General features: G+C 70.6%; 27 protein-coding genes and 3 pseudogenes. 11 read left to right on the forward strand and 19 right to left on the reverse strand.

Features of this window, described 5'->3' with window-relative positions; translation table 11 throughout:
* The 9 genes and pseudogenes from ACZ501_RS26480 to ACZ501_RS26520 form a co-directional block, all read right to left on the reverse strand.
* Nucleotides 1–256: pseudogene (locus tag ACZ501_RS26480) on the reverse strand (hypothetical protein); the annotation flags it as partial.
* 78 nt (nucleotides 257–334) lie between these two features.
* Entirely contained in the window at nucleotides 335–814 is a 480-nt protein-coding gene (locus ACZ501_RS26485) for an aldo-keto reductase family protein (protein ID WP_468798724.1), read from the reverse strand.
* The gene (locus ACZ501_RS26490; protein WP_468798727.1) at nucleotides 796–1233 is read right to left on the reverse strand and encodes a hypothetical protein; all 438 of its coding nucleotides are present in this window, start codon (nucleotides 1231–1233) and stop codon (nucleotides 796–798) included. Before ACZ501_RS26490 ends, ACZ501_RS26485 begins: the two co-directional genes overlap by 19 nt.
* Nucleotides 1230–2420, reverse strand: coding sequence for a cupin domain-containing protein (locus ACZ501_RS26495; protein ID WP_468798730.1), 1191 nt, complete (start codon nucleotides 2418–2420; stop codon nucleotides 1230–1232). Before ACZ501_RS26495 ends, ACZ501_RS26490 begins: the two co-directional genes overlap by 4 nt.
* Before the next feature lie 78 nt (nucleotides 2421–2498).
* Entirely contained in the window at nucleotides 2499–3194 is a 696-nt protein-coding gene (locus ACZ501_RS26500) for an SAM-dependent methyltransferase (protein WP_245692734.1), read from the reverse strand.
* Nucleotides 3195–3373: 179 nt separating this feature from the next.
* Nucleotides 3374–4311 (reverse strand): annotated as a pseudogene (locus ACZ501_RS26505) (IS5 family transposase).
* Between the two features lie 37 nt (nucleotides 4312–4348).
* Nucleotides 4349–4486, reverse strand: coding sequence for a hypothetical protein (locus ACZ501_RS26510; protein ID WP_351037008.1), 138 nt, complete (start codon nucleotides 4484–4486; stop codon nucleotides 4349–4351).
* A gap of 522 nt (nucleotides 4487–5008) precedes the next feature.
* A complete protein-coding gene (locus ACZ501_RS26515; RefSeq protein WP_468798732.1) occupies nucleotides 5009–5638 on the reverse strand; it encodes a hypothetical protein in 630 nt (209 codons plus the stop codon).
* A gap of 79 nt (nucleotides 5639–5717) precedes the next feature.
* Complete coding sequence (locus ACZ501_RS26520) at nucleotides 5718–6203, reverse strand: hypothetical protein (RefSeq protein WP_468798735.1); 486 nt, start codon at nucleotides 6201–6203, stop codon at nucleotides 5718–5720.
* A gap of 260 nt (nucleotides 6204–6463) precedes the next feature.
* On the opposite strand from ACZ501_RS26520, the gene ACZ501_RS26525 reads away from it, so the two are divergent.
* Together ACZ501_RS26525 and ACZ501_RS26530 are read left to right on the forward strand one after the other, a co-directional pair.
* Nucleotides 6464–7375 (forward strand): hypothetical protein, encoded by a 912-nt coding sequence (locus ACZ501_RS26525; protein ID WP_468798738.1) that lies wholly within the window; start codon nucleotides 6464–6466, stop codon nucleotides 7373–7375.
* A 5-nt stretch (nucleotides 7376–7380) separates the two neighbouring features.
* The gene (locus ACZ501_RS26530) at nucleotides 7381–9978 is read left to right on the forward strand and encodes a serine/threonine-protein kinase (protein ID WP_468798741.1); all 2598 of its coding nucleotides are present in this window, start codon (nucleotides 7381–7383) and stop codon (nucleotides 9976–9978) included.
* A gap of 54 nt (nucleotides 9979–10032) precedes the next feature.
* On the opposite strand, the gene ACZ501_RS26535 is transcribed toward ACZ501_RS26530, so the two are convergent.
* The 3 genes and pseudogenes from ACZ501_RS26535 to ACZ501_RS26545 form a co-directional block, all read right to left on the reverse strand.
* Complete coding sequence (locus ACZ501_RS26535; protein ID WP_468798744.1) at nucleotides 10033–10179, reverse strand: hypothetical protein; 147 nt, start codon at nucleotides 10177–10179, stop codon at nucleotides 10033–10035.
* 216 nt (nucleotides 10180–10395) lie between these two features.
* Nucleotides 10396–10845, reverse strand: a complete 450-nt coding sequence (locus ACZ501_RS26540) for an ATP dependent DNA ligase (RefSeq protein WP_468799210.1) — start codon at nucleotides 10843–10845, stop codon at nucleotides 10396–10398.
* Between the two features lie 12 nt (nucleotides 10846–10857).
* Nucleotides 10858–11822: pseudogene (locus ACZ501_RS26545) on the reverse strand (ATP-dependent DNA ligase); the annotation flags it as partial.
* Between the two features lie 102 nt (nucleotides 11823–11924).
* Here ACZ501_RS26545 and ACZ501_RS26550 point away from each other — a divergent pair.
* On the forward strand, nucleotides 11925–12452 hold the full coding sequence (locus ACZ501_RS26550; protein ID WP_468798746.1) for a hypothetical protein: 528 nt from the start codon (nucleotides 11925–11927) through the stop codon (nucleotides 12450–12452).
* A 296-nt stretch (nucleotides 12453–12748) separates the two neighbouring features.
* Here the strand turns inward: ACZ501_RS26550 and ACZ501_RS26555 are convergent, their stop codons facing one another.
* Complete coding sequence (locus ACZ501_RS26555; RefSeq protein ID WP_468798749.1) at nucleotides 12749–13468, reverse strand: hypothetical protein; 720 nt, start codon at nucleotides 13466–13468, stop codon at nucleotides 12749–12751.
* A gap of 117 nt (nucleotides 13469–13585) precedes the next feature.
* Between ACZ501_RS26555 and ACZ501_RS26560 the strand changes: the two genes are divergently transcribed.
* The gene (locus ACZ501_RS26560) at nucleotides 13586–13867 is read left to right on the forward strand and encodes a PASTA domain-containing protein (RefSeq protein WP_361596629.1); all 282 of its coding nucleotides are present in this window, start codon (nucleotides 13586–13588) and stop codon (nucleotides 13865–13867) included.
* Nucleotides 13868–13986: 119 nt separating this feature from the next.
* Here the strand turns inward: ACZ501_RS26560 and ACZ501_RS26565 are convergent, their stop codons facing one another.
* Both ACZ501_RS26565 and ACZ501_RS26570 read right to left on the reverse strand, forming a co-directional pair.
* Nucleotides 13987–14448, reverse strand: a complete 462-nt coding sequence (locus ACZ501_RS26565) for a MarR family winged helix-turn-helix transcriptional regulator (protein WP_361596632.1) — start codon at nucleotides 14446–14448, stop codon at nucleotides 13987–13989.
* A 145-nt stretch (nucleotides 14449–14593) separates the two neighbouring features.
* A complete protein-coding gene (locus ACZ501_RS26570; protein ID WP_361596635.1) occupies nucleotides 14594–15403 on the reverse strand; it encodes an MBL fold metallo-hydrolase in 810 nt (269 codons plus the stop codon).
* 1028 nt (nucleotides 15404–16431) lie between these two features.
* Here ACZ501_RS26570 and ACZ501_RS26575 point away from each other — a divergent pair.
* The 5 genes from ACZ501_RS26575 to ACZ501_RS26595 all read left to right on the forward strand — a co-directional run bounded on the left by ACZ501_RS26575 (nucleotide 16432) and on the right by ACZ501_RS26595 (nucleotide 20239).
* Complete coding sequence (locus ACZ501_RS26575; RefSeq protein ID WP_361596638.1) at nucleotides 16432–16662, forward strand: hypothetical protein; 231 nt, start codon at nucleotides 16432–16434, stop codon at nucleotides 16660–16662.
* 229 nt (nucleotides 16663–16891) lie between these two features.
* The gene (locus tag ACZ501_RS26580) at nucleotides 16892–17593 is read left to right on the forward strand and encodes an ISL3 family transposase (RefSeq protein WP_468798752.1); all 702 of its coding nucleotides are present in this window, start codon (nucleotides 16892–16894) and stop codon (nucleotides 17591–17593) included.
* Between the two features lie 82 nt (nucleotides 17594–17675).
* Nucleotides 17676–18296: an SMI1/KNR4 family protein gene (locus ACZ501_RS26585; RefSeq protein ID WP_468798755.1), complete on the forward strand. Its 621-nt coding sequence runs from the start codon at nucleotides 17676–17678 to the stop codon at nucleotides 18294–18296.
* A 442-nt stretch (nucleotides 18297–18738) separates the two neighbouring features.
* Complete coding sequence (locus tag ACZ501_RS26590) at nucleotides 18739–19566, forward strand: helix-turn-helix domain-containing protein (protein WP_468798758.1); 828 nt, start codon at nucleotides 18739–18741, stop codon at nucleotides 19564–19566.
* A gap of 106 nt (nucleotides 19567–19672) precedes the next feature.
* Nucleotides 19673–20239, forward strand: a complete 567-nt coding sequence (locus tag ACZ501_RS26595) for a hypothetical protein (protein ID WP_468798761.1) — start codon at nucleotides 19673–19675, stop codon at nucleotides 20237–20239.
* Nucleotides 20240–20708: 469 nt separating this feature from the next.
* On the opposite strand, the gene ACZ501_RS26600 is transcribed toward ACZ501_RS26595, so the two are convergent.
* The 3 genes from ACZ501_RS26600 to tsaD all read right to left on the reverse strand — a co-directional run bounded on the left by ACZ501_RS26600 (nucleotide 20709) and on the right by tsaD (nucleotide 22676).
* Nucleotides 20709–20855, reverse strand: coding sequence for a hypothetical protein (locus ACZ501_RS26600; RefSeq protein WP_468798764.1), 147 nt, complete (start codon nucleotides 20853–20855; stop codon nucleotides 20709–20711).
* A gap of 189 nt (nucleotides 20856–21044) precedes the next feature.
* Nucleotides 21045–21473: a GNAT family N-acetyltransferase gene (locus ACZ501_RS26605; protein WP_468798767.1), complete on the reverse strand. Its 429-nt coding sequence runs from the start codon at nucleotides 21471–21473 to the stop codon at nucleotides 21045–21047.
* 144 nt (nucleotides 21474–21617) lie between these two features.
* The gene (tsaD, locus tag ACZ501_RS26610; RefSeq protein WP_468799212.1) at nucleotides 21618–22676 is read right to left on the reverse strand and encodes a tRNA (adenosine(37)-N6)-threonylcarbamoyltransferase complex transferase subunit TsaD; all 1059 of its coding nucleotides are present in this window, start codon (nucleotides 22674–22676) and stop codon (nucleotides 21618–21620) included.
* Nucleotides 22677–23008: 332 nt separating this feature from the next.
* Here tsaD and ACZ501_RS26615 point away from each other — a divergent pair, with 332 nt between their 5' ends.
* Both ACZ501_RS26615 and ACZ501_RS26620 read left to right on the forward strand, forming a co-directional pair.
* Nucleotides 23009–23506 carry an integrase gene (locus ACZ501_RS26615; protein WP_468798770.1) on the forward strand — a complete coding sequence of 166 codons (498 nt, stop codon included), beginning with the start codon at nucleotides 23009–23011 and terminating at the stop codon, nucleotides 23504–23506.
* Nucleotides 23507–23528: 22 nt separating this feature from the next.
* On the forward strand, nucleotides 23529–24014 hold the full coding sequence (locus tag ACZ501_RS26620) for a hypothetical protein (RefSeq protein WP_468798773.1): 486 nt from the start codon (nucleotides 23529–23531) through the stop codon (nucleotides 24012–24014).
* 494 nt (nucleotides 24015–24508) lie between these two features.
* Here ACZ501_RS26620 and ACZ501_RS26625 read toward each other — a convergent pair whose 3' ends face one another.
* Nucleotides 24509–25036: a hypothetical protein gene (locus ACZ501_RS26625; protein ID WP_468798776.1), complete on the reverse strand. Its 528-nt coding sequence runs from the start codon at nucleotides 25034–25036 to the stop codon at nucleotides 24509–24511.
* Nucleotides 25037–25264 lie beyond the last annotated feature (228 nt).

Consider the following 25264-nt stretch of genomic DNA (forward strand, 5'->3'; position numbering starts at 1 on the left):
GGAGTTCAGGGGTGGCCGGGGAGATCACCGGCTGGGCGATGTGGGTGAGGAGGTCGGCGTCGTAGGTCCAGCCGTCCTTGGTCCAGCGGACGGTGGCGTGCACGCGCGGGCGCGGTACGGCGTCCGGGATGTGTTCCGCGCCGGGGATGCCCTCGTGGGGTAAGCGCGTGCTGGCCCGGTCGTCGCGGGTGGCTTCGACGCGGAGCCAGTGGTCGATGCCGCGCGGGAGCTGATGGTGCGGCCGTTCCAGCCCCATGCGTACGGAGGTCCGGTCGTGACGGCGAGACGGTTGGCCGCTTCGCCGTGCGCGGCCTGCATCCGCTGTTGGGTGGTGTCATCGGGGGGCGAGTACATCGAGGACCCTCCTGAGTTCCGTGTCGGTCAGCGGGTCGTCCAGGGCCGATACGGCGGTGTTCCAGTGCTCCGGGGTGCTGGCCGAGACCAGCAGGACGTCCAGGCTCGGGCAGGAGCCGGCGGCGAGCAGGCAGGCCGCCGCCGGGGGTGCGCCGGGCCGGATCAACTCAACCAGTTCGGGCGTGATCAGGTGCAGGAGATCGCCGCCGTGCAGGGGTGCGGACCCGAAGGCGAGCAGTCCGGCCGAGCGGGCCTGAACCAGGGGCCCTCGGCCGTCGAGTGCGTGGGTGATGGGCTGGGCCATGACGAGGCTGACCGGCTGCTGCACTGCGGTCAGATGATGGCCGGGGCCGCCCGCTTCGCGGGCGAGGGCGAGGAGTTCCGGGACGGTGAAGGCGTCGTCGGTGAACCCGGACCAGGTCGCGACCCCGTACCCGCCGATCACGCCCGATCCGGCCATGCCTCGAGGACTTCGAAGGCGGCCCGGAGTTCGGCGTGCAGGAGGTCACGGTCGCCGTGACCGGCAGTTTCGGGGTTGTGGACGAAGACGATGTCGGCGTGGCCAAGTGCGGCGGCGGAGCGGCGGGTCTGCCAGTCGATGAAGTCCGGGGCGAGGCTATGCCGGCCATCGGCCTGCCCGGTGCGGAGCACTCCGGCCTCGACGGCGGCCTGGCCCTGGGCGCGGGTGTAGAAGCCGGTCTTCGTCGCCACCCGCACCGCGGGGAAGTCGTCGAGCACCGGGCGGAGCTGCGTATGGACGGTGCCGGCGCCGTAGTTCGGGGCGGTGTCGATCCACCCGGTCCCGCCCTCGCACGCGGTCCGCGCCGCCGTGGCGGCGGCGCGGACCCGGGGGGTGCCCAGGGCGGCTTCGGCCGTCACCGGCCGGCCCCGGACACTGCGGCGGCTTGGCCCTGTACGAGGACGGTGAGCAGGGCCGCGGTGTCGGCGACGGGCAGGCCCGCCTGTTGGGCGAGTTCGCCGAGCGTGGCCGGCTGGCCGGTCGCGAGCCGTGTGAGGAGGGGGCCAGCCGGGGCGGCGAAGTCCCACGCGGTCCCGGCCGCCGAGAGCGTCCACTCGCCCGTCTCGGGGTGTTGGTCGAGTCGGGCACGGGGGCAGGTCAGCCGGACGGTCAGGTCGGGGTCGGCGGGGACCTGGTCCAGGTGGGGCAGGGAGGCGTACGGCCGGCCGTGGTGGGTGGAGTCGAGCGAGCGGGCCCACCGGTCGGTGACGACCGGATCGTCCAGCACGGTCACGACGGCTTCGCGGAGCGCGGTTGCGTATGTGCTCTGGGCGGCCGGGGTGTCGAAGCGGGGGACGTCGGTGCGGAAGCGGACGTCGTCCCGGAGCTGGTCGATGACCCAGGTCATGAAGTCGGCGCCGGTCTGGGTGGTGAGGCCGAAGGTCAGGTGGAGGGAGGGGGCGCCCTGGTCGGCGGTGACCGCGTGCCACCAGCCGCGCGGCAGGTAGAGGGTGTCTCCCGGATTCAGGACGATGTCGGCGAGCGGCTCCCCGTCGGGGACCTGCGGGGTGTCGGTGTCGCGCCAGGTGGGGGCTGGGCGGGTGGGGCCGTAGATTCGCCACCGCTTCGCCCCCTCAGCCTGGCAGACCACGACGTCGTGGTCGTCCCAATGGGTCCCGAAGCCCTCGGTCGCGGTCCACGACGCGTACGCGTTCGCCTGCACCGGGGTCCGCAGGAACCGTTCCAGGCCTTCGGCTGCGGCCGTGGTCGGGCCATGGATTTCGTCGATCGAGTCGACGACCAGGGAGGCGCCCTCGCGGATCCGCGCGTGGAGTTCGGCGGGCTGGATGCGGTGCCAGACCGTGGCCCGGCGGGTGGTGACGGGGACCGCGTACCGGCACAGCGGCACCATCTCGCCGCCCTGCGAGAGGCGTAGCCGCGGCGGCTCCAGCCGGTGGGTGGCGATCACCTGGTTGAGGGTGGTCCATGAGATGAGGTCGGCGAAGTCGTCGGGCTTGCCTCGGACGACGAGGTGGGAGCGGAAATACGACTGGGCGAGGAAGGTGTCCCCGCCCAGCCCTTCCGCCCACGAAGGGGCGTCGAACATCAGATGGTCAGCTCCTGTCGGTTAGGTTCTGTCTCTCCGATCACGACCGGAGAGACAGACCGTCGACGTGGCGTGTGCTCAGTTCTTATGTGCGGTTACCAGAGCGAAGGAGAGGAATTCTCCACGGTCTGTGGTGAGCATGTCGATAACGGGCTGGTTCGCGCTCTGGCCGTCGGGATGGTGCTCAGCGCCGGCCCGGGCCCACAGCAGCCAGTCCTGCCAGGCGTCCTGCTGCAGCCGCGCGGATGTGACCTTCACCAACTCGGTGATGTCCCACTGGAAGCGCCACCATTCCGCCGTGTGCCAGGCGATCGCTTCCCAGCCGACCACTTCCTTGATGTGGGGCGGGATCATCCCGAGTTCACGGATCTCCCGTGTCATGGCGGGAGTCGCCATACCCAGCTGTCCCCCGGGCCGGAGGAAGCGCAGCAGATAGGGCAGGAAGTTATCCGCCGTACCGAAGTACTCGAAGGCGTCCACGCTGACGATCGCGTCGAAGCTCTGCTCCTCGAACGGCAGGGCGTGCGCCTCCGCTCGCACAGCCTCCACCTGGTCTCCGACACCCGCCTTGGCGAAGACCTGTGCCGCCTGTTCGGGGGCGATCCACAGGTCGGCCGCGACGACGTCGACTCCATACTCGCGGGCCAGGAATACCGACGTGGCACCCTTGCCGGAGCCGAGGTCGAGAACCCGCATGCCCGGGCGCAGGTCGAGATCGTGGGCGAGGTCTTCCAGCAGCCACAGCGGGTTCGGCCCCATGTCGAGGTCGAGCAACCAGGCGGGGTCGTACCGAGAGGAGCGTGGATAGCGGTCCGGACGTACGAGATCGTTCAAGGCAGTCACGAGCACGCACCCAAGCTGATCATGTGCCCGGCCGCAACCCGTTTTGGCCCTACTACGTCGGCTCTTGGTCCACATGGGAGGGTGCGGGCGGCAGTCGGATATGCCTCTGGTCACGAGCGTAGCCAGATCAGGAGTACTGCGGCGGTGACGGTGCCGAGGAAGACGTATCCGCGCTTGTCGTAGCGGGTCGCAACAGCTCTGAACTGCTTCAGCTTGTTGATCGCGCGCTCGACGGTGTTGCGCTTCTTGTAGCGGCCCCTGTCGAGCCCGGGAGGCCGTCCGCCGCGGGATCCTCTGCGCAGGCGGCCGGCTGCCTGGTCCCGCTTCTCAGGGATCACGTGTCGGATACCGCGCTCGCGCAGATAGGTGCGGGTTCTGCGGTTGCTGTATGCCTTGTCGGCGCCCACGCTGTCGGGCCTTCGGCGAGGCCGACCCGGGCCCAGCCGAGGGACCCGAATCTTGTCCATGACCGCTTCGAACTGAGTGCAGTCGGCCCGCTGCCCTGGTGTCACGACCAGCGACAGCGGCCGGCACTTGCCGTCCGCGCTCAGGTGCAGCTTCGTCGTCAGCCCGCCGCGCGAGCGACCGAGAGCCTCGCCTGCCGCACCGCCTCCTCCGAGAACGGCCGCAGATGCAAGTGCGCGCGCAGGTGAGCTGATCTTTCCGCGGCCCCCTTTGATGTGGCCGACAGGGTGGGCGGCGGTGCCGTTGGCGCTCCGGCGGCGTGCAGGTGGGCGCGGATCGAGGTGGAGTCGATGTTGATGTCCCAGTCGATGTCGCCCTTGGAGTCGGCAACGGCCTGGACGTGTCGGAGCAGCGTCTCCCAGGTGCCATCGGCCGACCAGAGCATGTGCCGTTTGTGGATGGTCTGCCAGGGACCGAAGCGTGCAGGCAACTCGCGCCACTGGCAGCCGGTACTGACCCGGTAGATGATCCCGTTGATCACCTGCCGATGGTCTCGCCACCTGCCGCATCGGTTGTTGCTCTTCGGTAGCAGCGGCTCCAAGACCGCCCACTCGCCGTCAGTCAGATCCCCCCTGCTGAGCATGACCAGAACAACGAGCGGCTGATCGAAGAGACACGACCTAGTCGTTGCTGTCGGATCGGCCGGTGCCGCCGCCGTCGGACTCCTGCTCGGCGCGCGAGCGGGCGGCGTTGATGCGGCGGGACGCGAGGAGCAGGCCGCTTCCCGGCTTCGGGTCGGGCGTGGTGCTCTCGGGCATGGAATTCCTCCTGCTGCCATGAGGCGGGCGGTGTTGCCTGCCTCGGGTGTGCGCCGGGGAAAGCCCCGGTGCGGTTACGCCCCGGAAGGGACGGACGTGGTGATCGCCGGCGCGAGCGTCGCGGGGCGGAAGTCGGGTGGGCCGGGCCGGTGCTCCGAAGGGGGGTGGGGCACCGGCCCGGCACGGGCCGCAGCAGCCAGGTGCGGCCCGTGGCTGCGCGGTGGATCAGTCCGCCCCGGGCGGGGGCAGGCTCACGGGGCGCGCCGCTCGGCCGGGGGGATCAGGGTGGAGCCCCTTATGGCGAGGCGGCGTTCGGTACGGTCCGCAAGGCGGATCCAGAGGTAGGCGTGATCGGCGTCGACGCCGTTCCAGCCGCTGCCGACCTGGACGACTTCGCCCTCGTAGGTGGCGGGGGTGCGGTCGTCGCCCGGGGAAGGGCTTCGGGGCCGCGCACCACGTCGCCCACCTGGTACGGCGCGGACACGGGGCCGGGGCGGCGTCCGGTGCGGCCTGCCACCGCGGTCATCCTTGTGCGCGGGCGGCGAGGGACAGCTTGAGGACCTGGGCCAGGTGCGGCCTTACGGCCTGGGCGGGAGGCAGGGGGAGTTCGTCGTCGGGGGCGGTGTCCCAGCGGATGCCGTACGAAGGGGGCATGGCCACCCAGCTGTCCGGTCCGGAGCGGACGTCGACCTGGGAGCAGTCGGCGAGGAGGCTGCCGGTGCCGGGTTCCACGAGCAGGGTCGCCGTGGTGTGTCCGGCGGTCAGGCACGGGATGTGGAGGTTCGTCGCGTCGGCGCGGAGCATGACGCCCATGCCGATGGCGTGCGCGACGACCAGGGCGTCGAAGCGGGTGCACGGCACGATGACTCCGGCGCCGGGGGCGGCTTCGAACGCTCCGGTGAGGTCACCGTGCTCCAGCGGCACGACGGTGTCCCCGACCGGGTGGGCCCCGGGGGTGATGCAGAGCGGCGCCGCGGGGTCGGTCTGGCAGGTGCAGCCGGAGCCGGTGCGCTGGCGGTGGCCGATCGCGACGGGCCAGCCGAGCCGCCGGTAGGCGGCGGCGCTCTCGATGGTGTCGCGGCCGTGCAGGACGTGCAGGATGTCGCCCATGTCGCCTCCCGTGCCCGGTTGGGAACCGTAGGTGATGGTCACGGCATGAGGGTCCCGCTGAAGACGAAGGGCGACCCACAGGATTTCTGTAGGCCGCCCAACTGGCATATGCGCCTTGATGTCAGGACACGAGTTCCATTCCGCGCACCAGCCCCGACAGGGCGACGGCCTGCGACGGAACGCCCCGTCGGACCATGTCCCCGACCGGCTCACGCGCCATCGGGTGCGCGTGGACGTAGTGCGGGGCGCGCTGCGCCGCCGATCGCAGGGTGACCACGGCGTCGCCGGAGCGGCCCATGCGGTGCATGGCCCGCGCCTCGTCGATCCGGTAGTGGGTGATGCGCTCCCGGCTCGGCATCGCGGCCACGTCGACGTCGTCGACGAACGACAGCCCGGTGTCGGGGGCATCGACTTCGACGCCGGCCTCGGTCGTGTGGACCAGGACGTTCGCCCGGGAGAACACGGTCTGCCACCGCAGATCGTGATGGCCTTCCGGAAGGCGCCCGGAGACCTCCAGCGCGCGGGCGGCCTGGCTCCAGGCCCCGTCGGCGTCGCCGGCGCGGGCGCAAGCGACGACCTGACGCAGCACCAGAGCGCCCTCCAGCACGAGGGCGTCGGTGTCCCCCGTCGCCGAGATCGTTCCGCGGTGCGGGTGCTGACGCCGTAGCGGGCGGCGATCGAGTCCGCGGTGACCGGCGGTGTCTGCCCGTTTCGCGCGGCGGCGAGGGCGGCGGCGATCTCGGGGAGGCGGGTGTCGGGCGGGGTCTGGCGCGGCGTGCGGTCCTTCGCGCCCAGGGTGCGGCCCTTGTACTGGGCGGGCCGGGTGGTACGGGCTTCGGCGGCGGCGCGGGTCCACCAGCGGCGGCCGTGCCGTTCGATGCCGGGATCCAGGTGTCCTCGGAAGGCGTCGGCGCGGACGGTGGAGGCGGTCAGGCCGGTGAGTTCGGACCCGAGGGCGATCGCCGCTCGGCCCCGGACCCACACCCTCATGCTCGAGGGGCACATGCCGGTCGAGCAGCACCGGCAGGTCCCGGCGGCGCGCGAAAGCGGCGACCTGGTCCGGGTGGGCATCGGGGAACTCGGGGTCACCGCCGAGGTAGACCAGCAGACTACGAAGGCGCCTGTCTCGGCGTCGCGGACGTCGTCGCGGACCAGGCGCTGGCCCTTTCCGGCGACCGGCCGTCGCTGGGGCTGCTGAACGCCGTCTACGGCAAGGCCCACGCGGCCGCGCTGCGCGGCGACCGGGCCGCCGCCCTGGCCTTGGACGAGCGCGGCCGGCGCATCTTCGATACGGTCGGCTCGTATGAGCAGACGTCCGACTACGCCGTCCCCTGGTGGCGGCTGAACGTCTTCCGCTCCCTGCTCCTGGCCCGCCTCGGTGACGAAAAGGCCGCGACCGAGGCGCAGGACCAGGCCCTGGCCGAACTCCCCGCAGCTCTGCCTCGCTTCGCCACCCACCTGGAACTCCACCGCGCGCTGATGCTCGCCCGCTCCGGCGACAAGGCGGGCGGCATCGCGCACGCCACCGCCGCGATGGACGCCCTGCCGCCGGAGAAGCACAGCCTGACCCTGCGGATGCTGGTCAACGAGATCCGGGCTGACCGGCCCCCGGCGCATCCGAGGGTGCGCCGGGACCGCCCGCGGCCGACCCGCGCAGCGGACCGGTCGCGGTGTCGCGGCGGTGCTCGTACTCCTGGCAGCGGGCCGGCGGATGCGGCCGGAAGACCCCGCCCAGGTTTGGAGGATCTTGTCGCATCGCGGGCGAGTCGCATACGTTGACCTGCATGTACAGGGGGATGGAGCTAGCGGGCCGCTACCGGCTCGAGAGCCGGTTGGGGCACGGCGGCATGGGCGAGGTGTGGGCGGCGTCCGATCTGAGGCTGCGCCGTACCGTCGCGATCAAGATGGTGCTCACCTCCCATCTGCGTGACGACCGGCTCGCTGCCCAGGTCCTGGCCCGTTTCCGCCGTGAGGGCGAAGCAGCCGCCCGGCTGAACCACCGCAACATCGCCGTCGTCCACGACCTGGGCGAGCACCAGGAGACGAGCGCCGACGGGCACGTGGAAGTCGCTCCGTTCCTCGTCATGGAGTTCCTGGAAGGGCGTGATCTCGCGACGGTCCTGCGCGAGGACCACCCCGGTGGGCTCCCCCTGGAGCAGGTAGTGGAGTACGGCGCCCAGGTGTGCGACGGGCTGGCCGCCGCCCACACGCGGAACATCGTCCACCGCGACATCAAGCCGGCCAACCTCATGCTGCTCGACGACGGCACCGTCAAGATCTGCGACTTCGGGATCGCCCAGGTCCAGGACGGCACGATCGGCCTGACCATGACCGGAGCGCTGCTCGGCAGCCCTCACTACATGGCTCCCGAGCAGCTCAGCGGACAGACACCGACGCACTCGTCCGACCTGTACGCCCTGGGCGTCAGCCTCTACGAGCTCCTCACCGGGCGCCCCCTGTTCACCGCGGACTCCGCGTACGCAGTCATCGCCATGCATCTGTCCACCACTCCCGAACCGCCCAGCACCCACCAGCCCGCAATCCCGCCCGACATCGACAACCTCATCACCTCCCTTATTGCCAAAGACCCCGCCGGCCGTCCCCTCACCGCCAAGGACGTCGCCGCACGTCTGCGCACCGCCCATCTCGCTCCCGGACCCACCCCCGTGCCGGCAGCGGAGGCATCGGAAACCGACGAGCAGCACCTCCAACGGGCCGCCGAAGCCGGAGACTTTGACGCCATGTTCAGCCTCGCGCGGCTGCTGGAGGACGCCGGCCTCATCGACGAGGCGGAAACCTGGTACCGGAAGGCCATCGACGCCGGAGACACCGGCGCCATGTACAACCTCGGACTGCTGCTGGCCAACACCGGCCGCACCAACGAGGCAGAAACCTGGTACCGAAAAGCCATCGACGCCGGAAACACCGGCGCCATGTACAACCTCGGACTGCTGCTGGCCGACACCGGCCGCACCAACGAGGCAGAAACCTGGTACCGAAAAGCCGCCGACACCGGACAGATCAACGCCATGCACGGCCTCGGACTGCTGCTGGCCGACACCGGCCGCACCAACGAGGCAGAAACCTGGTACCGAAAGGCCACCGACGGCGGAAGCAGCGGAGCCATGAACAACCTCGCCCTGCTCCTGCAAGACACTGGCCGCGAGAGCGAGGCAGAAGCCTGGTTCCAGCGCGCCGCCGACGCCGGACACACCGAAGCCATGGACAACCTCGCACTCCTGCTGCAGAACACTGGCCGCGAGACCGAGGCAGAAACCTGGTACCGAAAAGCCATCGACGCCGGAAACACCGGCGCCATGTACAGCCTCGGACTGCTGCTGGCCGACACCGGCCGCACCAACGAGGCAGAAACCTGGTACCGAAAAGCCGCCGACACCGGACAGATCAACGCCATGCACGGCCTCGGACTGCTGCTGGCCGACACCGGCCGCACCAACGAGGCAGAAACCTGGTACCGAAAGGCCACCGACGGCGGAAGCAGCGGAGCCATGAACAACCTCGCACTGCTCCTGCAAGACACTGGCCGCGAGAGCGAGGCAGAAGCCTGGTTCCAGCGCGCCGCCGACGCCGGACGCACCGAAGCCATGGACAACCTCGCACTCCTGCTGCAGAACACTGGCCGCGAGACCGAGGCAGAACCCTGGTACGAACGCGCCGCCAACGCCGGACACACCGAAGCCATGAACAGCCTCGCACTCCTGCTGCAGAACACTGGCCGCGAGACCGAGGCAGAACCCTGGTACGAACGCGCCGCCAACGCCGGACACACCAACGCCATGAACGACCTCGGAGCGCTGCTGCATAACACTGGCCGCGAGACCGAGGCGCAACCCTGGTTCCAGCGCGCCGCCCACGCCGGACACACCGAAGCCATGAACAACCTCGCACTCATGCTGCAGAACACTGGCCGCGAGACCGAGGCGCAACCCTGGTACGAACGCGCCGCCGCCGCCGGAAACACCGAAGCCATGAACAACCTCGGGGTGCTGCTGGTAGACACTGGCCGCGAGACCGAGGCGGAACCCTGGTACCAGCGCGCCGCCGACGCCGGAAACACCAAAGCCATGAACAACCTCGGGGTGCTGCTGGTAGACACTGGCCGCGAGACCGAGGCGGAACCCTGGTACCAGGGCGCCGCCGCCGCCGGACACAGCGAAGCCATGAACAACCTCGCACTGCTGCTGGTAGGCACTGGCCGCGAGACCGAGGCGGAACCCTGGTTCCAGCGCGCCGCCGACGCCGGAAACACCGACGCCATGAACAACCTCGCAGTGCTGCTGCGGAACACTGGCCGCGAGACTGAGGCAGAAGCCTGGTACCAGCGCGCCGCCAGCGCCCCGGACGGTGATATCCGGGCCTGACCGGCCCCCGGCGCATCCGAGGGTGTGCCGGGACCACCCGCAGCCGACGAGCCCCTACGCGCTTGCAGCCCTGCCGCGCGCGAGCTGCCCGCAGCGCAGGCCGCCGCCCGCGTGCCACTCCAGCACCGGGGGCGCCTCGCCGCCGTGTTCGTCGCACCACAGGACCGGGTCCAGGCCGCCGCAGCCATGCCGCGCGCACACCCGGCGGGTCCGGCCGGCTCCAGCCCGGACTGCTCGCCCGTCGACTCCCCAGCCGTCTCTGACGTGCTCATGCCAGACAACTCCTCACGTGAAAGTGCGGATCACGCCTCCGGCCGGAAACGTGATCCGCACTGTGGAACAGCGAGGGGTTAGCCCCGCAAGTCCCAGATCACGTTCACCCGGCGCCCAAGCCCGCCCCGTAGCGCGTGAGAGCGGTCAATCTCCGGCTGGCGCCGAACCCACCCCGAAACCGGGAACATCCACGGGCGTCACGTCCAGGCGCAGCCGCTTGAAGCGGAGCGGGTGGCGGAACACCCCGCCGCGGTCGACGGCGCGGTCCGCGCTGATCTCGGCGACCAGGTCGGGGCGGACCAGGGTCACGTCCAAGACGTCGCGGGAGCCCCAGGAAGCTGCGAACTGGACGCCTTCCCAGGGGTGTCCGGGCGCGGCCACGGTCAGGTGCTCGGCGACGTGGCGGCCCTGTTCCGGTCGGAGGGTGACCGTGCGGCCGACCGTGCGCAGCCGGCCTTCGTGGTCGTAGCATCCGAGCACGAGGAACTGCGGGCGGGCGAGAGTGCCGGAGATGGCGCCCACGACGGCTTCGGCGGTGTCACGTCGTTTGATCTTGGTCCAGGCGCGGCGGCCGCTCTGGTACGGCGCACCCATGGGCTTGGCCACCACGCCTTCGAGACCGGCGACGTCGGTCCAGGAGTCGAGCCAGTCCGCCGCCATCGCCACGTCTGTGGTCATCGGGCACAAGGTCCACGGGGAGGTCAGCGCGCGGGCGGCGAACAGTACTTCCAGGCGCCGCCTGCGCTCCGCGTACGGGAGTGCGGTCAGGTCGGTGCCATCGGCCTGAAGGACGTCGAAGGCGACGTACAGGGCCGGCCAGCGTGCCACCAGGGCCGGCGCGCTGCGGGCGCGGGCGGCGGCCCTGCGTTGCAGACCCTCGAAGGACAGGTGCCGGCCTCCACGTCCCAGGCAAGCACTTCGCCATCGAAGACCAGGCCGGCGGGCAGCTGGCCGGCGGCGGCCACCAGGTCGGGGAACGCCTCCTGGACCAGGGCGCCGCGGCGGGTCTGGAGCAGCACCCGCCCGCCCGGCTCGGAGGGGGTGAAGACGAGCAGCCGGTGACCGTCGTACTTCAGCTCATAGGCCAAGCCCGGGCCAGAACGGGGCGGGGCCGGGATCGTCTCGGCGGCCTGCGCCAGCATCGGCACGACCGGCGGCCGTAGCACCACGTCCCCGCACCTCCACACCATCCGCCAGCCCCCACCCCCAACCCTGGGGCGCGCCGGGCCGCACGGCCCGGCGGCGGGCGCCGTACGGCCGAGTGCAGCGGGTGACCGGGCAGCGTGGTGCAGGCGATCACTTGGCCAAGAAATCGAACGCGCTCTACTGGGAATGTGGGCTTCCGCACCATCCCAAGAGCACCCCGGGACCACCCCCGCGCCCGCGCCCGGCGGACCCCAGCCTGTGACCTGGGCGCCCAGCCAGACCGCCCCTGTTCGCGCTGCCACTGACGCCGGCGGCACGGCCGGCCTCCGCAGACCAGTGAAGTCACCAGGACACGAGGGCGTCGCGGCCCAACGGGCAGAACTCCCCGCAGGTCCGCCTTCTCGGGTCCTCATGGATTCGGCCATAGATGGTTGCTTCTCTGGCCTACGGCGGACGGTGCGGCGATGTTGTGGGGGATGCAATCTTGCGCTCGGTGCGCGAGGGCGGAGACAGGAGGGGGAACTCCAGTGAACGCGAGGAACTTCGTCCAGGTGGTGGGGCGCCGAGCCGCGTTGCGGTACGCGCTCGCTGGCTTCGCTGCCGCAGCCATGGCTGCCTGCTCGGGCAATGGTTCCACCAGCGTCAGGTTCCACACGCTGGGGGCTTTCATGAAGGGCAGCTGGAATTTCGAGGCAGAGAACGGCAAGGGGGCCCGGCTCGACGTGTACGAGGACGGGCGATACCTGGTGAGCGGCGGGGGCGCGGGTTCTGCGTGGTCGCAGGAAGGCAGTTGGTCCTTTGAGGGAGGTCAGCTCTCCGTGGTACTCAAGCGGCGCGCGCCGTACGTGGTCCACGACGTTCCCGAGGACGTGGAGGAGGCGCTCGGGGGCAGGTACACCCTGTCTGGGGGGCTCATCAGCGGTCAGGACTCCGGCTACTCGAAGATGCAGGTCAGCGGCGGGAAGGACAAAGTGGTGCTGACGTTCCCCGAGTACGAAGACGACGGGCCCCGCGTCGTTACCTGCACCCGGCTGGAGGCCCCAGAAGCACCATGAACTCAGCCGGACATGCGGGTCAGGGAGCCCACCCCCCTCACCAGGGTGGCCCCGCACCCCTCTGCTCCCAGGTGGGCATGACCCAGTCGGAATCGGAACAGGAACTGACCGGCCTACCACCGGGCCCGGAGGTCCGGCTGCGGCTACGGGTCGTCGCCCCGTCATACGAACCGGCCGATATCCCCGGAGCCGGCCGGCTCAGCCGGTACGTACTCCAAGCGTTCCGCCGGCCCAAAGTGACCGTGCTCCGACATCATCAGCGCCATGTCCACGACCTCCTACGGGGGCCACCCCCGTCACGTCCAGCGGCCGTCCAGGGGGCCTCCGACCAGTTCTACGTAGTCGCGGCCCGGCCTCGGGCCAGGCTCCGGGGCATCCGGCTCCGACCCGCACACCTGCCGGTCCCACCATGCAGCGGGCCTGCGGGCCTGCGGGCCTGCGGGCCAGGCCAGCGTCATCCGCAGACCACCCGATCCCGAACGGAACCGCTCGACCACCCGCACCCGGCTCAGCACCGCCAACGGCACCGTGCCCGGTGCCGTCAGCCGGCGGATCGCTGCCCCGAACTCCCCCTCGGTCAGGGCGGCGAGTTCGTCGGCGTCCTCGTCGGCGGACCAGCCGGACAGCTCGTCTTCCCCCTCGGCGTCGTCGGCGAGCACAGGGTGCGGGCCATCGAGCCGGAACCGGACCGTACGGCGCCCCGGGCAGACCACGGTCAGCGAAGCCGACGGCGGCATGCCGATGGGCACCTCGATCTTGTCGTGGGCGAGCAGCCACGCCACCACCGCCGGCCGGTCGAACTGCGGGTGCACCTCCGTGCCGCCGGCCGCGGCGTGGAAGTCGGGGTGCCTGCGGCGCCAGTTCACCACCGCGGCCCGACCCACCCGGGCCATCCGCGCCACATCCCCGAGCTGCACCCGGTCCCGACCCGCGATCACCGGGGCGAGGCCGGCAAGCAGGGAGCGGGCGCCCGCCGGGGCGGCGTACACCGCCCGCCAGTCCACCGAGGGCCGCACGACTTGGAATACCAGATCGGTGGATTCCTCCTACCGGTCCGAGCTGGGCACCCCGCTGCTGATCGAGGGTGGCGGCGGCCCGCGAACGGGGAGATACTGCCCGGTGGGGAGGGCGGTATGAGCTGGGTGGGACCCGATACGGCTGACGAGGTGAGCGTTCCTGACCTCGTCGGGTTGATCGTGACGGACGCGCGGAAAGTCGCGTGGGAGGCGGGTCTGGTCATCGCGGCCGCTGATCCGGACGGGCCGCCGGTGGGTGCCCTCACCTGGCCTGGTGTCTGGAGGGTCACCGCCCAGAGCCCCGCCCCCGGCTCGCGGATGCGCCGTATGGGCTCGTTGGTGATCGAGTTCTGCAAGGTGCCCGGAACCGACGACTGGGAATCACCTCCCTTGGCCTGAAGTCCGACCGGTCCCACATCTCGTCCCGGACGACTCCCGTCAGGTGGTGTCGAGCGGGCAGCTGCTGCGGCCGGCGCGCGGCCGTGCTGGTCGTCAGCAAAGAGCCCTGGCGGGGACCTTCACGACGACCCCTGGGCGAGGTGGTCCGTGACGCGCTGGAGTACGGACACCGCGCTCGCATACTCCTCCTCCGTGATGTCGCCGAGGAGCTCCGCGCGTACCCGGTCCATGTGTTCCTTCGCCGTCGCCAGGCCCTCGTGACCCTGCTCCGTGAGGGTCAGCCGGCCGTCCGTGCCGATGCCGAGCCAACCCCGGTGTACGAGGGCGTCGGAGGCGTGGACCATCACCTGGTTGCCCATGCCGTAGGGCACGGCCAAGGCGCGGATGTCCTCCCTGGTGAGGCCGTACTCGGCCCGGACGATGTTGTTGAGCGCCCACCACTGGGGCTGGGTCATGTCGATGCGCGCCAGGGTGGCCTGCGAGTGCCGCAGGATCGCCTCGGTGGCGCCCCAGGCGACCAGGGCGATGGGCCGGTGGCCGTGCGGGGTGGTGCCGTTCTGCGGGGTGCTTGTGGTCGTCATGATCGCCAAGCTAGGACCTCATGTGTGGTTGAGGTCAAGGCTGGTTCAATCCTGCATTCCGTGATTGTCTTCCGTTCAGCCGCGGGTGATTCGCAGGTGGGAGGAACTCGCCGTCCATCAAGGCGGGGCGGCACCAGGATGATGGTCAGGGCTTGAGCGGGAGCCAGGTGCCGTGGTCGCCGAGGTGCAGGACGGAGGTCAGGCCGGCGTCGTCGAAGGCCTGCTCAAGGTCTTGGCGGCCTTCGGTGAAGTGGGCCCAGCCGGTGTAGTGGGCGGGGATGTTGACGGGGGCGCCCAGAATCGCGGCGGCCGCAGCGGTGCGGACGCTGTCGAGGCTGAGAGCACGTTCGCGGAACCTCCCGGGGACGCGGGCCGCGCCGGCGTGCAGGACGGCGGCGTCGACTGCGGGGAAGCGGCGGGCTGTCCGGGTGAGCGCCCGTATGGAGGCGTTGTCGCCGCTGATGTAGACGGTGGGCAGGCCGTCTCCGGTGAGGACGAAGCCGATGACCTGGCAGTTGACCTCGCCGTCCGGGTCGCGTTCGCCGTCCTCGGGGCCGTGGACGGCCGGCACGGCGGTGACGGTCAGTTCGCCGCCGTCCGGGCGCCTGAGGGTGTGGCTGTCCCAGACTGCCAGACCCCGCGCGGGCGAGCCGAGGCGCTCGGCGCCGCTGGTCGTGGTGAGCAGCAGCGGGGCGGCGAGGGCGAAAGCGCGGCCACGGTCGTCGAGGTTGTCGGCGTGGTTGTCGTGGCTGACCAGGACCAGGTCCACGTCCGCGATCCGGTCCTCGCTGACGGCGGGGCCTTCGGTCTTGGTGAGGTGGCCGTGCCGGCCCGGGTCGTCGAAAGTCGGGTCGGTGACGATACGCAGCCCGCCGAGGTCGAGGACGGTCGTGGGGCCGCCGACCACCATGGCGGAGCCGTCGTGACGGGGCAGGAGAAACGGACGCGATTCCATGGTGCAGGGGCTCCTTGGCCGGTGCGGTTGAAAGAGGGGGCACCGTAGGGAACAGGGCGGCCCCGGCCTTTGATTCCCTCTCTGCTGGCGGCCGTTGGAAGAACGGTACGCGGGCCGGAGGCATTGCGGGGTTGGTGACGTGACGCGGCGTTCGGTGATGTCGGGACGTGCGACAGCGACCAAGCCTCGCCGCTTTTGAAGCCGGTCGGCGTCGGCGGCCGGGCACCGGCGGAGCTTGGTCGCGGGACCTGTTCGACCGGGCGGTGACCGCGATCAGCGACGAGGCCCGGCCCTCGTCGTCGGCATGGGCCCCGGGCCGGGCCGCCGTCCAGGTGGTGGCAGTCGATGTCGAGGGCGCTCGCCGGGGTGACGGTCGGCTCGTGCTAGTAGGGCCACCTGGTGCCGTCGGCGGTCGCTCAGCGCGCGGCGACCGCCGGGGCACCGGCCGCTTCGGCGAGGACTCGGCGGGGTGCTGCCCAACGCGTCGTGGGGGCGGGGGGAGGGGTGCGGGCAGGCGTCCGGGCCGTGCCGGGCGGGCAGGCGTCGGAGCAGCGTCGGCTGGACTTGGTCGTTCCCGTACGCTCACGCTCGCCAAGTCCCGTGTTCCACACCATCGCTGTAGCCCGCAGCAGACGGCGCACGTCCCCACGGGCATGCACCGCGGCCGGCAGCCGGGGGCACGCGCAGGGCTCGGTCAGGGCGCCGCCCACGTACCCGAAGACGGTGTGTTGGCGCATCGCCGCGTATTCCGCCGAGCCCCCGCTCCGCCCGGCCGTCGTTCCCTGCAGGCGTTCCGGCGGGGCCTGGCGGCGCTCGCGCAGTGTGTGGAGCGGGCAGCGGAGGTGGAGACGCGGGGGCCGTCAGGGACCGGGATGCCGGGCGGGGTGCCCTGTCCCTGCTCGCCGCGGGGATCGCGCCGTACGCGGCGACCCGGAGCAGGCGCAGCGTCGTGTCCGCGCGGCGCCGACGCCCGGCAGGGGCTGAAGGGACCGGCCACCCGACGTTGCACGTATCGCCCCGGCGGGCCGGTGACCTTCGGCCCGGCCTATCGCGTTGTCTCCGGCATGGATGGCGGTGTGCTGGACCTTTTGGATTCGCTGCTCGATGGGGTGCCCGAGCCGCGTCTGCAGCCGCTGGCCGAGGATGAGGCACGCGCGCTGATGGTTCTGCTCGGGGTGCTGGAGGTGGAGGCCCTGTCGGAGGACGTCCGTCGGGCTGCCGGAGACATGCGGCTTCGAATCGGGTCCCGGCTGGCCTGACAGCCCAGGCCTCCTGACCGTACGGCGGTTGTACTGCGACAACGAGATGTCCGGACGCCGTACGTTCGGCGAGCAGGTCGCGGGGCTGACGTCCAGGTACGGGGGACGGACTCCTGCTTCGCGACGGGTCCTGGCAGTCGTTGCGGTTGCGCTCGCCGGCCGCGCTGGTGCCCGTCTGGCAGCCGCCCTGCACATGAGGGTGAGCCGGACAACGCTCCTGCGGGCGATCATGGCCCTGCCCGATCCCACCTGGGCCGTCCCGAAAATCCTGGGGGTCGACGACTTCGCCACCCGCCGCGGGCATCACTACGGGACACTGCTCATTGACTGCGAGACTGGCCGGCCTCTCGACCTGCTGACCGGCCGGGACGCCGCCACCCTGGCGGGCCGGCTGCGCGAGCATCCCGGCGCCGAGATCATCAGCCGTTACCGGGCCGGTTCTTACCCCGATGGCGCCCGCACCAGTGCCCCGAACGCGGTTCAGGTGGCCGACCGGTTCCACCTCTGGCAAAACCTCGGCACCGCCGTCGAAGCCGGCATCCGGCTCCACGGCACATGCCTCAAGACAGCCGCCGCCAGCCCTGACGGCCCGACGAATGATGGCGACAGCGTGGATGCTACGAAAGCGATGTCGCCGATCGAGGCCCGCATCCGAGAGCGGCATGCGACCATCCGCGCCCTGCCGGCCCAAGAACACGGCATCCGCGAGATCGCCAGAGAACCGCACATCGGCGGACACCGTCCGCCGCAGTGCCCGCGCGGCAGTCCCCGGACAGCTGCTGACCGGTCGGCACCAGCCCCGGCCGAGCCAGCTCGACCTCTACAAGCCCTACCTGGACAAACGCTGGGCCGAAGGACACACCAACGCGATCCGGCTGCATGCCCAACTCCAAGCCCTCGGCTGTCGCGGGAGCTACCAGATCATCAGTGACCACCTGCGACCGAAACGCCGGCGCCGCATCCGCGTCGTCCCACCCCCGCCACCAGGAATCCGCCGGGGCACCGGCTGGATGATGCGACACCCCGAGCGCCTGGGCGAAGAGGAACATGAGCAGTACGCCGCTGTCCTCGCTCACTGCCCTGAGTTGAAGGCCCTTCACGCGCACGTCCGCGGTTTCGCGGAGATCCTTCAAAGCCGCTCCGGCCAGCACCTCAAAGACTGGATCACCGCCACCCGCACCACCGGTCTGGAGAAGGACTGGGACGCCGTCGCCCAGGGTCTGAGCACTCACAATTCGAGCAGCGATGACCAGATCGTGCAGGTCGAGTACCACTTCGGAGTCCGTTTTCCCCAGGACTACCGGGACTTCCTGAGCACTACAGGAAGTCTGAGCCGGTTCGTTCCTCCCGCTGACGACTCCCTGGTGATCGACGCGCTGGATGAGCTCATCGGCATCAACGAGGCCGGTGAATTCCAGAAGCGCTTCCCCGGCGCCGTCGTCATCGGGGGAGACGGAAGTCGCGAGCTGCTTGCCTACGACTTCCGCCAGGACACCCCGTCTCTGGTGACACTCGACGTCTCCGCGGAAGACTGGCCATCGGCCATCCACCAGGCAGCGTCCCTCTCCGCATTGCTGGATCAGTTCCCTGAAACCGGGTGGAAATGGGACGACACCAATCCCACGAACTCCTGACCACTGCCCTTACGGAATATATGCCAGAACACTTTGCACATGTTGATGGGTTCCGGCATCACTCTTCGTCCGTAGAGCGCAGGGGTATAGGCGAGAAGTATGAGCACGTGAAGCGGCGCGGGCTCGCGGTGATCGCGTGCGGGAGTAGTGCGGACCGTGGCAGGATGACGGCATGCTGATCCGAAAGGCCGATGTCATGAGATCGGACTCATCGCCACAATCGCAGAAGCCGTAAATTGATTCTGAAATGATCAGTAAGTGCAATATGCGAAACCCTGCGTCGTGGCACCCTCGAAACGTACGTCGACGGGTGCCTGTCGACCGATCGTATGGGGCGTGATACACCCTCTGCCAAGGACTGGCCCGATGTGAGGTCTTGGCCTTCAGGGAGGGGGGAAATATGCCGGGTGCTGTGAGCAGGAGTGTGGTCGACGGAGTCGGGATGACTCGGGTGGGTGACCGGTGGCGGGTGACGCGGCCTTGGCCCGCCGGGCTGCAGCCGTATCTGCACAGCTATGCCGGCTATTGGGAAGCCGTGGCCTCGCCGTTTCGGGTCCGCCTCGTGCCCACCGGCCGAGCCGTCCTGGTGATCAACCTGGGGCAGCCGTTCACCCAGGTCCGTCGACTCCGGGAAGCGAGCCCGTCAGGCGGAGCGATCGGTTCGCTGGTCGTGGGCCTCGATGACGGGCCCCGGCTGTGTGACCACCCCGGCGGCCAGGAGGCGATACGGCTGGAGCTGACGCCGCTCGGCGCCTATCGGCTACTCGGCGTACCGATGCGCGAGTTGACGAACCGGGCGGTCGAACTGCGTGACGTGCTCGGTCCCGAGGCCGACGAGCTGGCGGAGCGCATGGCGGCCACCGATGACTGGGCGACCCGCTTCGACCTTCTCGACTTCGTGTTACTGACCCGACTCGAGCGGGGCCCGGAGCCCGCGCCGGAGGTGAGCCACGCCTGGCGGCTGCTCGCCCGCGCGGACGGGGCGATCCCGGTCGCGCGGATCGCCGCCGAAGTGGGCTGGAGCCAGAGCTACTTGGTACGCCGCTTCACCGAACAGATCGGCCTGACACCCAAGGTGTCCGCCCGGATTTTGCGCTTCCATCACGCCGTACACCTCCTCGGGCACAAGGGTGCGAGTCCCTCCGAGGTGACGGCCTCCTGCGGCTTTTACGACCAGGCCCACCTCAATCGAGAGTTCCGTGCCCTGGCCGGGACCACCCCGGGCCAGGTGGCGGCGGCTCGCATCGCGGAGGGTGCCCTCGCCCAGTGAGTGGCGAGGTCATTTTTGTCCAAGCCAGGCCGTCCGCACGTCGTTAGGATCCCCGGCAGTGATCTTCGTCCCCGAAGGCAGTCCGCCAAGTTCGGAGGTATCCGGAATGACGTATCCGAACTCGCCGTATCCGAATGCGCCGGCGGGCCCCGAGTGGCGGCCCAGGCGCGGTATGCGATGGCAGCGCTACAAGGTGTCGCGCCCGGCCTCCCCGAAGGACCTGCTCGGGCTGTGGGGGGCGATCGCGGCCGTGGTGGGCCTCGCTGTGTTCCTCGGGTGGGCGCTCGACATGAAGGGCGGTGCGGTGATCGTCTTCGCGATCCCGCTCATATCGTCCTGGTACGACTCCCGGCGCATCCTGTTCTACTTCAGCCCGGCCAGAGTGCAGATCGGGAACGTGATCCTGCCGTGGCGCGATGTCACCCAGTTCGTCACGGCAACGCCCCCGAACGGTGAGCACGCCTTGATCGGGGTGCGGTTGCGGCAGGGCATGACCCTGCCGCCCGGATCGAACGTACCGCCGCCGCACCCGGCCATGCCGGCCCCGATGTATGTATCCGTTCCACGGGACAAGGTCGATGTGGCCAAGATGGTCTCCAAGGCCCGCAAATACGGCCCGCCGCACATCCAGATCGTGGTCGCCGATCCGTCCGGCGAACGCATCGCCTCCTGAGGCCCACTCCGCGCAGCCAACCCTGTGGGACCGGACCGGCTTGGATGGTTCACACCGGCGGCGGGGCCGCCTCGCACTCGCCTCTCGCCCGCCCGATGAGCACCTGGTCCGCCCTGAGTGAGGCCCTCGCCGACCTCCCACAGATGCGGCCCACCATCCTCCTGGCTCTGCAGCGCGCCGGACTCCTCCCGCCAACCCGGCCGCGCATCGTGCCCCGCTGGATGTCACGGACGACGGGCAGTTGCGCCGACTGCCTGCCTGGCCTGGACGAACGACGAACTACCTCCGCGGCACCGGCCTCCTCGTCCCGGACGCGAAATCCAACGCGCACCTCGTCGGCCCCCGCCGACTCGCCGACTCGCCGACCAGGCGCCGGCCCCGTTTCAGAATGCTGTCCACCGTTGGATCGACGTGCTCTGTGGCACGGGTCCCGGCCGAGTCGGCCCTTGGCCCCCTCCACCGTCCGCAGCTACGTCCGCAAGGCCGCCCCCTGCCTGCAGGCCTGGACGCCGCCGGCATCGACGACCTTCTCGCCCAGGCTGTAGTGCTCCGGCTCGACGAGCGCGACCAGGGTGAGCCAGCCGGCCACGTGCGGCAGGGCGATGAAGCCCGCCATCCCCGCGATCCGCCCCCACTCCGCCCGGCTCAGGGACCCTGCCAGGCGCCGCCACCGCGTCGGCGGCCGGTCGCCGTGGGCAGGGCAAGGCCTTACGGGCTCGTGGGCCGGACGTTGCCCCAGGCCAGGGCCTGCGGCCAGTTCGTCCGACTCGGTGGCCGTTCCCTCAGGCGGAGCGAGGGCCGCTCTTCAGCAGGCGATGACGGCGCGGGCCGGATGCGCGGGGCTGAGGAAGACTGCGTGTCCGGCGCCTTCCGGCGCGGGGTGAGTGGCCTGGGCCCAGCCCTGGCGCCGGTAGAACCGGATGGCCCGATGGGCGCGGACGGAGGTCAGCAGCCGGCACCGTCCCTCCGGCGCGACTTCGGTCATTGCCGGGAGCAGTCCGGTGCCCACGCCGCGGCCGCCCGCCGGCTCCGCCACGGCGAGCTCGGCGACCCCCGGCCCCCGCACAGTCAGGCGGCCGTGCGCTGCGGGCCCAGCGCGGCGGCGGCCTGCGGGTAGCAGCGCCCGGAAGGAACGGCTCGGGCGTCGTCCAGCCGACCGCCAGCCCCGCCACCTCCGGCCCGTCGAAGGCCAGAGCGGCCACGAAGCCGGGCCGGGCACAGCCGGGCCGGGCACAGTCGCCGGCGAGCCGGTCGAGGTAGGCCTCCGCCGCGGAGGGGGCCTGGTTCCATGGCGGGCCGGCGAACGCCTCCCCGTACACCCGCCGCACGTCCTGGCCCTGGGCCGGCAGCTCGGCGGCGTCCACCCGGCGAACCGCTATCACGCCAGGACCGCGGCGGGGCGCGCCGCGGGATGCAGGGCGGCGTACTCGAGCGGTGCGGAGGGGTCGATGGAGATGTCCAACTGGGCCGGGTCGGCTCCGGCTTGTACGAGGAGGTCACCGACGGCGGCGATCATCGCGCCGTTGTCGGTGCACAGGGTCAGCGGCGGCACCCGCAGCTCGACCCCGGCGGCCGCACACCGCTCCTCCGCCAGCGCCCGCACCCGCGAGTTCGCCGCGACCCCGCCCACGACCACGAGGGTGCCCACCTCGTACGCCCGGCAGGCGGCCAGCGCCTTGCGGGTCAGGACATCGGCGACGGCCTCCTGGAGGGACGCGGCGCCGTCGGCGACCGGGATCTCGTGGCCGTCGGCGCGGTGCCGCTCCGCCCAGCGGGCGGCGGCGCTCTTCAGGCCGGAGAAGGAGAAGGCGTACGGGTCGTCCTTCGGGCCCGCCAGAGGGCGGGGGAAGGCGACCGCGCACGGGTTGCCGGTGGCTGCGGCGCGGTCGATGGCCGGCCCGCCGGGGTAGGGCAGGCCGAAGACGCGGGCTACCTTGTCGAAGCACTCGCCGGCCGCGTCGTCCACGGTGTCGCCCAGGTGCCAGATCGGATCGCGCACCAGGTCCCGCACCAGGAGCAGCGAGGTGTGTCCGCCGGAGACGATCAAGACCATGCACGGGTTGGGCAGCGGACCGTGCTCCAGGGTGGCCGCGGCGACGTGTCCGGCCAGGTGGTGCACCCCGTACAACGGGACCCCCGCCGCGTACGCCAGCGTCTTCGCCCCCGCCAGCCCCACCTGCAGGGCGCCCGAGAGCCCGGGCCCGGTGGTGACCGCGACCGCATCGATCTGGGACAGCTTGAGGCCTGCCTGATCGAGCGCCTCGCGTACGACGGGATCGAACGCCTGCAGATGAGCGCGGGCGGCGATCTCCGGCACCACGCCGCCGAAGCGGGCGTGCTCGTCCATGCTCGACGCCACGACGTGCGCGAGCAGCCGACCGCCGGAGACGATCCCCGCTCCGGTCTCATCGCACGACGACTCGATCCCCAGTACCACCGGAGCACCCACGTCCGGCCCCTCTCGCACATAAGCTGCTGTTGCAATATCTGTGCAATAAGGTACTCGCTCGGCAGGGCTCGCCTTCCAGCGGAAGCACCCGAGCCGCCCAGAGGCCTACGAGGTGTGCCTGCTGCGGCTGGACTGGCCGCAGCCGGTGCCGGCTGTGGCCCGCTTCTTTGCCTCGTTCTTCTTCTGCCCGCGCGCGGCCCGGGCGGTGCTGGTCGCCTCTCGCCGGTGTCCTTGGGGTGCGGGCGCGCTCCACGCTCGCCCGCAGGGCTTCCATCAGGTCCACGACGCCGGTCGGGGCGGCTGGGGGCTCAGCCTTCTCGATGCTCTCGCCGGCGGCCTATGCCGCGATCCATTCCGAGGACGTCATCAACCACCACCGGTCCTTCATCGCCCGCCGCCGGGCGCTGCGACCCGGGGAGGAGTACCGCGAGCCCACCGCACAGGAGTGGGACTTCCTCGTCCACTTCGAGCTGCGGAAGGTCGCCCTCGGTGTCTGCGCACGCGACTTCGTCGGCACCCCTGCGTCCATGAACACACGCCTGCATCCGCTGCCCTGTCCTGCGGCCGATCCTGAGCAGATGGCCCGCTTGGAGGAGATCCATGCGAACCTGCTCGGCCGGCTCCAGGAGGCCAAGGAACAGGGGTGGCTCGGCGAGGTCGCCGCAATCGGGGCCAGCCTCGGCGCCGCCGAGCAGAAGCTCACCGCCATGCGCGACCTCCCGGTCCGGCACACCACCGCCCACCTGGGCATGCCCGATCTCCGTGGCGTCGTCGCGCGCATCGACTCCGAGCAGCGAAACGAGGATGCGAAGGGATAGTCCTGAGTACTACAACGAGGGGATGACCGTCTTCCTCTGTTCCGAGTGCGGCACCGCGATCACGCCGGAGCTGGCCGAGCTTGCCGCCGTCCCTGACGTCTCGGACGACGAGCGCGACCGGGACAAGGAGACACGCCGGGCATCTGCCACTGTTCCGCGGGGCCACTACGCGATCGATCCCGAGCCCTGGGGGCCTCCCTACGTCGTGCAGGACGATCAGGAGGTCTCGAAGCCGGCTCAGTCGCGCGGACCCGTGGTCTGTCGTGAAGAAGGCTTCGTCATCTCGGCCGGCAGCCGACGCACAGTGCTGGTGCACCCTGATGATGCCGCCGGCCTTCAGCCACTGCCCAACTGGGAGAACAGCAGTGGGTGCTGCGGACCGACAGGTGACGAGGGACTCAACCGGGCCTGCCCCTGCGGCGCTCCGGTCGCGACCCTCGCGGCCGACTGTTTCGGGCCCTTCGAGCTGCGCCTCGACCCCGTCCGGGCCTACGCGTTCTCTCAGTAGGACCGCGAAGCGTGCGCGGACGACGTGCACGACACGCCCGACGGAACCCGCCCACCCAATTCTTCACGACTACTTTCCGTGGTGAACGACGGCTCGCAGGCGGACCGGCCGCCGAGCTGGGCTAGTTCGGATAAGACCAGCTCGGCGAGCTTGGCCTGGCCTGGGCGACGCGTTCAGCGGCATGGCACGCACCGGTTCGTGCCGCCGAGGCCGATGGGACCCTCCCGTGTGCGGCTCCCCGTGCCGGTATCGGAGCGCGATGACACACCGACCCGTTTCCCCAACCGGCGTTCCCTGCTGTCGGCCCGGGGCCCTCGGCTCCCGCACGGTCCGGAGGCTGCCCGGCGGGAGCCGCACCACAACCGCTCCGCGCCGGCCAGGTCGACCGAGCGGGAGACGGTCCATCAGCTCGTAGGACATCGTCGACGGGCCTCCCTCGGGCTCGGATCGGTGCACGACCCCGAGCTACCAGGAGGCCCCGTCGCTCCAGACGGCTAACTCATCAGGGGCGAGCCCGTGAGCTGCCAGGTGATGGGGCCCTTGCCGTCGCCTTCGATGTCGTACACGGCAGTCGCGTCGCCGGACCACTGCCTCTTCGGGTCAAGCGTGGCCGACGGGGTCAGACAGACCAGGTCGCCGGTAGGTGCCGTGTTGATGTCGGTCGTGACGTCGCAGGTCTTGCTTGTGACCACGATGTCAGTGCCGCCCGGTACGCGGCTCTCCAGACGGGCCGTCACCTTGAATGAGGTGAAGCGCTTGCCGGTGAGGTCGGACTGGCCGTCGTTGATGAAATCCCAGTGGAGGCCGGCCCTTCCTCGGACCTTGTTGTCCGGGAGCGCCTCGATGCAGGTCGGTATGGACAGCTGAGCCTCTGGGATGGCGCCGGGCATCGCCTGGATCCGGCCGTTCGCGACTGTCGTGCAGGTCTGTGCCGCGCTTGCGGACTGCGAAACAGAGATGACTCCGGATAAGGCGACTACGGCCGCGCCGACCGCAGAGGCTCGAAAGAGGTTGTGGTTCATGACTGGGTCTCCCCCCGGGAAAGTGTGAAACGACGGCTGCACGGCCCACGAAGAGGCGGAATGCGTCCTTGCTGCTCCCCCGTCCGAAAAACGGCGGCATGAGTGGGTGGTCCGCAGCCCGTCAGGAAAGTTGATCTTAGGTCGTGGCGCTGCTCCTCGACAAACAAAAATCTCCCGGTGCCGCGGGCGACCTGGCCCTTGGCCGCCGCGTCGTCCCGCTCCCGGGGA

This window comes from Streptomyces sp. NPDC034085 (assembly GCF_055575555.1).